9 protein-coding genes are annotated in these 8,704 nt (G+C 68.4%); 3 read left to right on the forward strand and 6 right to left on the reverse strand.

Translation table 11 applies throughout. The features are described from left to right. Both L810_RS41640 and L810_RS41645 read left to right on the forward strand, forming a co-directional pair. A partial coding sequence (locus L810_RS41640; RefSeq protein ID WP_042978305.1) for a sterol desaturase family protein occupies positions 1 to 384 on the forward strand: 384 nt, incomplete at its 5' end. Positions 385 to 479: 95 nt separating this feature from the next. Further along, on the forward strand, positions 480 to 1,625 hold the full coding sequence (locus L810_RS41645; RefSeq protein WP_021164111.1) for an SGNH/GDSL hydrolase family protein: 1,146 nt from the start codon (positions 480 to 482) through the stop codon (positions 1,623 to 1,625). Positions 1,626 to 1,710: 85 nt separating this feature from the next. On the opposite strand, the gene L810_RS41650 is transcribed toward L810_RS41645, so the two are convergent. The 6 genes from L810_RS41650 to pyk all read right to left on the reverse strand — a co-directional run bounded on the left by L810_RS41650 (position 1,711) and on the right by pyk (position 8,513). Further along, on the reverse strand, positions 1,711 to 2,739 hold the full coding sequence (locus tag L810_RS41650) for an L-threonylcarbamoyladenylate synthase (RefSeq protein ID WP_021164112.1): 1,029 nt from the start codon (positions 2,737 to 2,739) through the stop codon (positions 1,711 to 1,713). An 11-nt stretch (positions 2,740 to 2,750) separates the two neighbouring features. Further along, the gene (locus L810_RS41655) at positions 2,751 to 3,944 is read right to left on the reverse strand and encodes a 5-(carboxyamino)imidazole ribonucleotide synthase (protein ID WP_042978306.1); all 1,194 of its coding nucleotides are present in this window, start codon (positions 3,942 to 3,944) and stop codon (positions 2,751 to 2,753) included. A gap of 89 nt (positions 3,945 to 4,033) precedes the next feature. Then, entirely contained in the window at positions 4,034 to 4,555 is a 522-nt protein-coding gene (gene purE, locus L810_RS41660) for a 5-(carboxyamino)imidazole ribonucleotide mutase (RefSeq protein WP_021164114.1), read from the reverse strand. A 16-nt stretch (positions 4,556 to 4,571) separates the two neighbouring features. Further along, complete coding sequence (locus tag L810_RS41665) at positions 4,572 to 5,462, reverse strand: phosphoribosylaminoimidazolesuccinocarboxamide synthase (RefSeq protein WP_021164115.1); 891 nt, start codon at positions 5,460 to 5,462, stop codon at positions 4,572 to 4,574. 233 nt (positions 5,463 to 5,695) lie between these two features. Beyond that, a complete protein-coding gene (fba, locus tag L810_RS41670; RefSeq protein ID WP_021164116.1) occupies positions 5,696 to 6,760 on the reverse strand; it encodes a class II fructose-bisphosphate aldolase in 1,065 nt (354 codons plus the stop codon). Positions 6,761 to 7,076: 316 nt separating this feature from the next. Further along, positions 7,077 to 8,513, reverse strand: coding sequence for a pyruvate kinase (pyk, locus tag L810_RS41675; protein ID WP_021164117.1), 1,437 nt, complete (start codon positions 8,511 to 8,513; stop codon positions 7,077 to 7,079). On the opposite strand from pyk, the gene L810_RS49510 reads away from it, so the two are divergent. Further along, positions 8,512 to 8,640: a hypothetical protein gene (locus L810_RS49510; protein WP_021164118.1), complete on the forward strand. Its 129-nt coding sequence runs from the start codon at positions 8,512 to 8,514 to the stop codon at positions 8,638 to 8,640. The two genes, pyk and L810_RS49510, sit on opposite strands and share 2 nt — an antisense overlap. The last annotated feature ends 64 nt before the right edge of the window (positions 8,641 to 8,704 follow it).

Consider the following 8,704-nt stretch of genomic DNA (forward strand, 5'->3'; position numbering starts at 1 on the left):
AAGCTCGGCTGGCTCGAATACGTGCTGAACACGCCGTCGATCCACCGTGCGCACCATGCGCGCAATCCGCGCTACATCGACCGCAATTACGCAGGCGTCCTTGTGATCTGGGATCGCCTGTTCGGGAGTTATGTCGAGGAAACGCCCGACGATCCGCCGCGGTACGGGATCGTCGAGCGGCTCGGCTCGAACAACCCGCTCGTCGCGACGTTCCACGAGTGGATATCGATGGCCGGCGACGCATTGCGCGTCGACGGATGGCGCAACAAGCTGCGCGCGATTTTCGGCCCGCCCGAATGGGCGAGCGCTTATCATGCGCAGATTGCCGAGTCCGCGAACCCCGATCCGCGCACCGTGCCGCCGGCGGCTGCGCGTCACCAATAAACCGTTTCAGCCAACGGCCGCCGCGCAGCCCGGAACCGAGCAGGCACGCGGCAGATGAGAAACACATCAGGCCATATCTACGAGGAGATCGAACGATGCAGACACAACAACACGCAGCTTCCCGCACCCGGCAGCGCATGCTGCGCACCGCGCAGGTCGCGATCGCCGGCGCCGCGCTTGCGCTGCTCGCCGCATGCGGCGGCGGCGGTGACGACAACAACAACAGCGCGTCGAACACGCCGCCGTCGGGCGTGAAGATGCAGGTCGTGTCGTTCGGCGACAGCCTGTCCGACGTGGGTACCTACTCGCAGATCAAGCTCGGCTTCGGCGGCGGCCGCTTCACGACCAACCCGGGCCAGGTATGGACGCAGAACGTCGCGCAGTACTACGGCGACACGCTGCAGCCCGCGAACCAGGGCGGGTTCGGCATTCCGCTGCAGGCCACCGGCGGTCTCGGCTACGCACAGGGCGGCTCGCGCGTGACGTTGCAGCCGGGTATCGGTCACGCGGACGCGAGCGTGCCGAACGCCGACTACGCGCAGGCCACCACGACGCCGATCGCCGACCAGGTCAAGCAGTACCTGTCGCAGCACGGCAGCTTCAACGCCGGCCAGATCGTGCTGGTCAACGGCGGCGCGAACGACATCTTCTACCAGGCGCAGGTCGCGCAGGCGCAAGGCAACACGCCGGCCGCGCAACTCGCGGCGGCGCAGGCGATCGGCCTGGCCGCGCAGCAGCTCGGCGGCATCGTCCAGCAGATCGTCGCGGCAGGCGCGACGCACGTGTACGTATCGAACGTGCCGGACATCGGCGGCACTCCACTCGCGCTGCAGGGCGGCGCGCCGACGCAGGCCGCGTTCACGCAACTGTCGGGGCTGTTCAACCAGACGCTCGCCGGCACGCTGGCCGCGCTGAAGGTCGACACGACGAAGGTCGCGCTGCTCGACACGTTCACGTGGCAGGACGGCATCGCGGCAAACTACAAGGCGAACGGCTTCAGCGTGTCGAACACCGATACCGCCTGCAACCTGAAGGCGATGGTCCAGGCTGCCACGCAGTACGGCGTCGCGAACGCGACCGCATTCGGCTCGTCGCTGTTCTGCTCGCCGCAGACCTACACGGTCGCGAACGCGGACCAGACCTACATGTTCGCCGACACGGTCCACCCGACGACGCACCTGCACGCGCTGTTCGCGCAGTTCGTCGAACAGCAGATCGCGAAGTCGGGCGTCGGCAAGTAAGCCGCCGGCCACGCGCCCAAACAGAAACGCCCGACCGGTTCGCCGGTCGGGCGTTTTTTCATTCCTGGATCAGCCGTCGAGCGTGTCAGTCGCGCGCTTCGAACGCGGCCGCCGCACGGCCGAGACGATCGTTGACCGCGATCCATTCGACGGTCTCGGGCAGCTTCTCGACGAGGATGCGTGCGACCTGCGCGCGGTCGAGCGCGCGCAGCATCCCGTACAGGTCGCGTGCATACGCCTGCGGATCTTCCGGCGCCGCGACGAAATGCACGCCATCGGCCTGCGCCCAGCGTCCCGCGCGCGACGCACGGGCGACGAGCGCGACACGCTCGCCGTCGGCTTGCGCGGCCGCGAGCAGCGGCTCGAGCGTGTCGAACGGCAGCAGCGCAAGCGGCGTGCGTGGCGCGTAATGCGCCTTCAGCGTGCCCGATGCGCGCGGCGCGGTCGCGTCGCTGCCGTCCGGCAGCTTCGGCGCGCGGCCGAGCACGTCGGCGATCTGTTGCGGCGTCACGTGGCCCGGGCGCAGCAGCGCCGGGAAACCGCGCGACAGGTCGAGAATCGTCGATTCGATGCCGACTTCGGACGCACCGCCGTCGAGCACGTGCACGGTGTCGCCGAATTCGTCGCGTACGTGCTGCGCGGTGGTCGGGCTCACATGGCCGAACCGGTTCGCGGACGGCGCGGCCACGCCGCCATGCCCGCCGCGCCGCGCGCTGAACGCGGCCAGCAGCGCCTGCGCGACCGGATGCGACGGGCAGCGCAGCCCGACCGAATCCTGGCCGCCGCTCACGGCGTCCGGAATGCGCGCATGACGCTTCAGGATCAGCGTCAGCGGGCCCGGCCAGAATGCATCGATCAACGCCTGCGCATCGGCCGGCAGATCGTCGGCCCAGTAACCGGGATCGCCGCCCGGCGGCAGGTGCACGATCACCGGATGATTCGCCGGCCGCCCCTTCGCCGCGTAGATGCGCGCGACGGCCTCGGGATTCGCCGCGTCGCCGCCGAGCCCGTAGACGGTTTCGGTCGGAAAGGCGACGAGCTGGCCCGCGTCGAGCAACGCGGCGGCCGCGTCGATCTGCGCGGCCGTCACGGCGTTCGGGAGATCGATGGACATCGGCCGGCGCCTCAGTCGAGCGGCACGCGCAGCAGCTGCGCGCACGCGGTGGCCGCGGCAACGGCTTCGTCGCGCGTTTCGGCCGTGAAGTTCACGTGGCCCATCTTGCGACCGACGCGCGCGTCTTCCTTGCCGTACAGGTGCAGGTGCGCGGCCGGCATCGCGGCGACCGTGTCCCAGGGCGGCGTGACGGCATCGGCCGCACCGTTCGGGAACCACACGTCGCCGAGGATGTTCAGCATCGCGGCCGGCGAATGCTGGCGCGGGTTGCCGAGCGGCATGCGCGTCATCGCACGCACCTGCTGCTCGAACTGGCTCGTTGCGCACGCATCGACCGTGTAGTGACCGGAGTTGTGCGGGCGCGGCGCCATCTCGTTCGCGACGAACGAACCGTCTTCCAGCACGAAGAATTCAACGCACAGCACGCCGACGTAGCCGAGCGTATCGGCGATCCGCACGGCGGCCTGTTGCGCCTCTTCGACGCGCGCGGCATCGGCGGCCGGCGCGGGCACGACCGTCAGCGCGAGGATGCCGTTGTGATGCACGTTCTGCGCGAGCGGGAACGCAGCCGAGCGGCCGTCCGCGCCGCGCGCGATCAGCGCCGACACTTCGTATTTCAGCGGCAGGCGCTTCTCCAGCACGCACGGCACGCCGCCGAGCGCGGCATGCGCGTCGCGCGCTTCCCGCGCGGTGGCGACGCGCACCTGGCCCTTGCCGTCGTAGCCGAGGCGCGCCGTCTTCAGGATGCCCGGCAGCACCGCGTCGAGCGCGGCATCGTCGAGCGCGGCGAGTGCCGCCGACGATTCGATCACGACGTGCGGCGCGACAGGCACGCCCGAAGCCTCGATGAAGCGCTTCTCCGCGATCCGGTCCTGCGCGACCGCGACGCAGCGGCCGGCGGGCGCGACGAACGTCGTGCGCGCGAGGAAATCGAGGCTTGCGGCCGGCACGTTCTCGAACTCCGTCGACACCGCGTCGCACAGGTCGGCCAGTTCGGCGAGCGCGGCTTCGTCGTCGTACGCCGCGCGCAGGTGGCGGTCGGCGACCGCGCCGGCGGGGCTCGTCGGATCGGGATCGAGCACGGCGACACGATAGCCCATCGACTGGGCGGCAAAGCAGAACATGCGGCCGAGCTGGCCACCGCCGACCATGCCCAGCCACGCGCCGGGCAGGATCGGGGAAACGGAATCAGGAGTTGCGGTCATGTCAGTGGTCGGTCGCGGCGGAACGCGAAAATGCCCGCCGCAGTGGAAAAATCCGGCGCCGGCCGCGTCGTGCGGCCGGCGCCATGCCGTCATTCCAGCGGCGGCAGCACCATCGCGTGCGCGGCTTCGTTCTGACGCACGCGGAACGCGGCGAGCCGGTTCGCGTAGTCGGTCGACGTGCCGGACAGGATCGACACCGCGAACAGCGCGGCATTCGCGGCGCCGGCCTCGCCGATCGCGAACGTCGCGACGGGCACGCCCTTCGGCATCTGCACGATCGAGTGCAGCGAATCGACACCCTTCAGGTACTTGCTCGCGACCGGCACGCCGAGCACCGGCACCGTGGTTTTCGCGGCCAGCATGCCGGGCAGGTGCGCGGCGCCGCCGGCGCCCGCGATGATCGCGCGCAGCCCGCGCTCGCGCGCCTTCTCCGCATAGTCGAACATCTCGTCGGGCATCCGGTGCGCGGACACGACCTTCGCCTCGTACGGCACGCCGAATTCCTGCAGGATGGCGACCGCGTGCTTCATCACGTCCCAGTCGGAACTCGAACCCATCAGCACGCCGACGAGCGGCGCGCTGTGCGTGTGGGCAGTCTGGATTTCGCTCATGTCGTATGGACCTCGATCAGGCGAGCGCCTGGCCGGTGATGCGCTCGAGCGCTTCCTGGTACTTCGCGGCCGTCTTCTCGACGACGTCGGCCGGCAGCGCCGGCGCCGGCGCCGTCTTGCCCCACGGCTGCGCCTCGAGCCAGTCGCGCACGAACTGCTTGTCGAACGACGGCGGGTTGGTACCGACTTCGTACTGGTCGGCCGGCCAGAAGCGCGACGAATCGGCGGTCAGCACTTCGTCCATCAGGTACAGCTTGCCGTGGTTGTCGAGGCCGAATTCGAACTTCGTGTCGGCGATGATGATGCCGCGCGTCGCCGCGTAATCGGCCGCTTCCTTGTACAGCTTGATCGAGATGTCGCGAATGGTTGCGGCCAGCTCGGTACCGATGCGGCGCTCGGTTTCCTCGAACGTGATGTTCTCGTCGTGCTCGCCCATCTCGGCCTTCGCGGCCGGCGTGAAGATCGGCTCGGGCAGCTTCTGCGCGTTCTGCAGGCCTTCCGGCAGCTGCACGCCGCACACGGCGCCCGATGCCTGGTATTCCTTCCAGCCGCTGCCGGCCAGGTAGCCGCGCACGACCGCTTCGATCATGATCGGCTCGAGGCGCTTGACGACCACGCCGCGGCCCTTCACCTGCTCGACCTCGTCGGCCGCGACGACCGCTTCCGGCGCGTCGCCCGTCAGGTGGTTCGGCACGATGTGCGCGAGCTTGTCGAACCAGAAGTTCGCCATCTGGTTCAGCACGCGGCCCTTGTTCGGAATCGGCTCGCCCATCACCACGTCGAATGCCGACAGGCGGTCGGTCGTGACGATCAGGAGCTTGTCGTTGCCGACCGCGTAGTTATCGCGGACCTTGCCGCGACCGAGGAGCGGCAGCGAGCGGAGCGTGGATTCGTAAAGGGTAGACATCGTCTTTTCGCAGATAAGGAGCCAAACAAAAAGGGAAACGCCGTTCCCCGCGGCAGGCGGGAACGGCGGTCTTGCAATACGTCGGCGAACCGGCGGGCGACGACGCCCGGCGGTTGCCGGCCGGCCCTTGTTCGGCCGGACGGAGCGGCTACCGGGGCCGGATCGAATCCGGCAACCGGGCGGCCAGCCCTTGCCCGGCGGCAGTACCGGGCGGGGGCAATCGTACTACAGTCTCAGCGCACGACCTGCGCGAGCGCGCCGGACTTGTACTGCTCGGCGATCTTGTCGAGCGACAGCGGCTTGATCTTGCCGGCCTGGCCTTCGCAGCCGAACGCGAGGTAGCGGTCGACGCACACCTTCTTCGCCGCTTCGCGCGCGGGCTTCAGGTAGTCGCGCGGGTCGAACTTGCCCGGGTTCTCGAACAGGTAGCGGCGGATCGCGCCGGTGATCGCGAGACGCAGGTCGGTGTCGATGTTGATCTTGCGCACGCCGTGCTTGATGCCTTCCTGGATTTCCTCGACCGGCACGCCGTAGGTTTCCTTCATGTCGCCGCCGAATTCGCGGATCTCGGCCAGCAGTTCCTGCGGCACCGACGACGAACCGTGCATCACGAGGTGGGTGTTCGGGATGCGCGCGTGGATTTCCTTGATGCGCTGGATCGACAGGATGTCGCCCGTCGGCTTCTTCGAGAACTTGTACGCGCCGTGCGACGTGCCGATCGCGATCGCGAGCGCATCGCACTGCGTGAGCTTCACGAAGTCGGCGGCCTGCTCCGGATCGGTCAGCAGCTGCTCGCGGGTCATCGTGCCTTCCGCGCCGTGGCCGTCTTCCTTGTCGCCCTTCATCGTCTCGAGCGAGCCGAGCACGCCGAGTTCGGCCTCGACCGTCACGCCGATCGAGTGCGCCATCTCGACGACCTTGCGCGACACGTCGACGTTGTACTCGTACGACGCGACCGTCTTGCCGTCGGCTTCCAGCGAACCGTCCATCATCACGCTGGTGAAGCCGCTGCGGATCGCGGCCGTGCAGACCGCCGGCGACTGGCCGTGATCCTGGTGCATCACGACCGGGATGTGCGGGTACGATTCGACCGCTGCTTCGATCAGGTGGCGCAGGAACGGCTCGCCCGCATACTTACGCGCGCCGGCCGATGCCTGCATGATCACGGGCGCGCCGACCTGGTCCGCCGCCGCCATGATCGCCTGGACCTGCTCCAGGTTGTTCACGTTGAAGGCCGGCAGGCCGTAACCGTGCTCTGCCGCGTGGTCCAGCAATTGACGCATTGATACGAGAGGCATTGTGGAACTCCTTGGAATGAAAACCGGTGCGCCCTGACGCCGGCGCGGCGCTCGCTCCCGTTCGAACCGGGGTGGCGCGGCGCGGCTGAGCGTCGAATAGCCGCATTTTATCGCGAAGCGCCTCCGATTCCGACCGCCCGGTGGCGCCGACTCGCAATTTGTTACGTTCGCACGGCACAATGCGGGCAAAAAAGAGAAAAAAAGCCGCGTGGGGCTTCGGACCCCACGCGGCTTTCGCGTATAAAACGGTGCCGGATCGATTTTTCAGCTGATCCGGGCGGCCGGCGCACTGGCCGGCGCGATGCTCAGTCGGTGCTCAATAGTGCTCGCCGACCCGCACGATCTTCAGCGTGTTGGTGCCGCCCGCCTGCCCCATCGGCTCGCCGACGGTCAGCACGACCATGTCGCCGTGCTGCACGTAGCCTTGCTTGACGACGATCTCGAGCGCCGCCTGCAGCGCCGAATCGCGGTCGCTGTTGAAGTCGACGTGCAGCGGCGTCACGTTGCGGTACAGCGCCATCGTGCGCTCGCTGCCGACGCGCGGCGTCAGCGCGAAGATCGGCACGTGCGTGTAGTGACGCGACATCCACAGCGCGGTCGCGCCCGATTCGGTCAGCGCGATGATCGCCTTCGCGCCCAGGTGGTACGCGGTGAACAGCGCGCCCATCGCGATCGACTGGTCGATCCGCGTGAACGTGCGGTCGAGGAAATCCTTGTCGAGCTCGACCTCTTCCGACTTCTCCGCCTCGACGCACACGGCCGCCATCGTCTCGATCGTGACGACCGGATACTTGCCGGCGGCCGTCTCGGCCGACAGCATCACCGCGTCGGTGCCGTCGAGCACCGCGTTCGCGACGTCCGACACTTCCGCGCGGGTCGGCACGGGCGCGTGGATCATCGACTCCATCATCTGCGTCGCGGTGATCACGAGCTTGTTCGACTCGCGCGCCATCCGGATCATGCGCTTCTGCAGCGCCGGCACGGCCGCGTTGCCCACTTCCACCGCGAGGTCGCCGCGCGCGACCATGATGCCGTCGGACGCGTCGAGGATGCTCTGCAGCGCCGGAATCGCTTCCGCGCGCTCGATCTTCGCGATCATCTTCGGCTTGATGCCGTACGGCGCGCCCGCGATGTTCGCGAGCTGGCGCGCCATTTCCATGTCGGTCGCGTTCTTCGGGAACGACACCGCCACCAGGTCCGCGCCAAGCGACATCGCGGTGCGGATGTCTTCCATGTCCTTCGCGGTCAGCGCAGGGGCCGACAGGCCGCCGCCCTGGCGGTTGATGCCCTTGTTGTTCGACAGCTCGCCGCCCACCTTGACGATCGTGTGGATCTCGTCGCCGAGGACGCGCTCGACGGTCAGCACGATCAGGCCGTCGTTCAGCAGCAGCAGGTCGCCCGGCTTCAGGTCGCGCGGCAGTTCCTTGTAGTCGAGCCCGACGCGCTCGTCGTTGCCGAGCTCGCAACCGGCATCGAGGATGAAGGGCTGCCCCGGCGTCAGCGTCGTCTTGCCGTTCTCGAACTTGCCGACGCGGATCTTCGGGCCCTGGAGGTCGGCCATGATCGCGATCTCGCGGCCGACCTTGCGGGCGGCCTCGCGCACCATCTCGGCGCGCTGGCGGTGATCGTCGGCCGTGCCGTGCGAAAAATTGAGCCGCACGACGTCGAGGCCCGCCTGCATCATCTGCAGCAGAATCTCCGGCGAACTGGAAGCCGGGCCGATCGTGGCGACTATCTTGGTGGCGCGCTGCATGAAACTCCTCATCTGGATCAAGGTGGATGCGCTGGGTGAAACGCTGCGAGAGCCGGAAGCGGCAGGCCCAGCGGCGGCCGTTCCGGGGGGCGTACCGGTGCTTGCGCCCGGCATCGCTTTGTTCTGAATCTCGTGGTGCTGCTCGGCCGCGTCGCCGGCGGCCGCCGGTGCGCGCGGGGCGGTGTTCGCCC

This window comes from Burkholderia sp. AU4i (assembly GCF_000466765.1).
Classification (GTDB): domain Bacteria; phylum Pseudomonadota; class Gammaproteobacteria; order Burkholderiales; family Burkholderiaceae; genus Burkholderia; species Burkholderia cepacia.

Excerpts from the sequence above, each read along its gene's own strand:
- L810_RS41645 (WP_021164111.1), top strand. The coding sequence starts at position 480 with ATGCAGACACAACAACACGCAGCTTCCCGCACCCGGCAGCGCATGCTG.
- L810_RS41650 (WP_021164112.1), bottom strand. The coding sequence starts at position 2,739 with ATGTCCATCGATCTCCCGAACGCCGTGACGGCCGCGCAGATCGACGCG.
- L810_RS41655 (WP_042978306.1), bottom strand. The coding sequence starts at position 3,944 with ATGACCGCAACTCCTGATTCCGTTTCCCCGATCCTGCCCGGCGCGTGG.
- purE (WP_021164114.1), bottom strand. The coding sequence starts at position 4,555 with ATGAGCGAAATCCAGACTGCCCACACGCACAGCGCGCCGCTCGTCGGC.
- L810_RS41665 (WP_021164115.1), bottom strand. The coding sequence starts at position 5,462 with ATGTCTACCCTTTACGAATCCACGCTCCGCTCGCTGCCGCTCCTCGGT.
- fba (WP_021164116.1), bottom strand. The coding sequence starts at position 6,760 with ATGCCTCTCGTATCAATGCGTCAATTGCTGGACCACGCGGCAGAGCAC.
- L810_RS49510 (WP_021164118.1), top strand. The coding sequence starts at position 8,512 with ATGAAACTCCTCATCTGGATCAAGGTGGATGCGCTGGGTGAAACGCTG.
- pyk (WP_021164117.1), bottom strand. The coding sequence starts at position 8,513 with ATGCAGCGCGCCACCAAGATAGTCGCCACGATCGGCCCGGCTTCCAGT.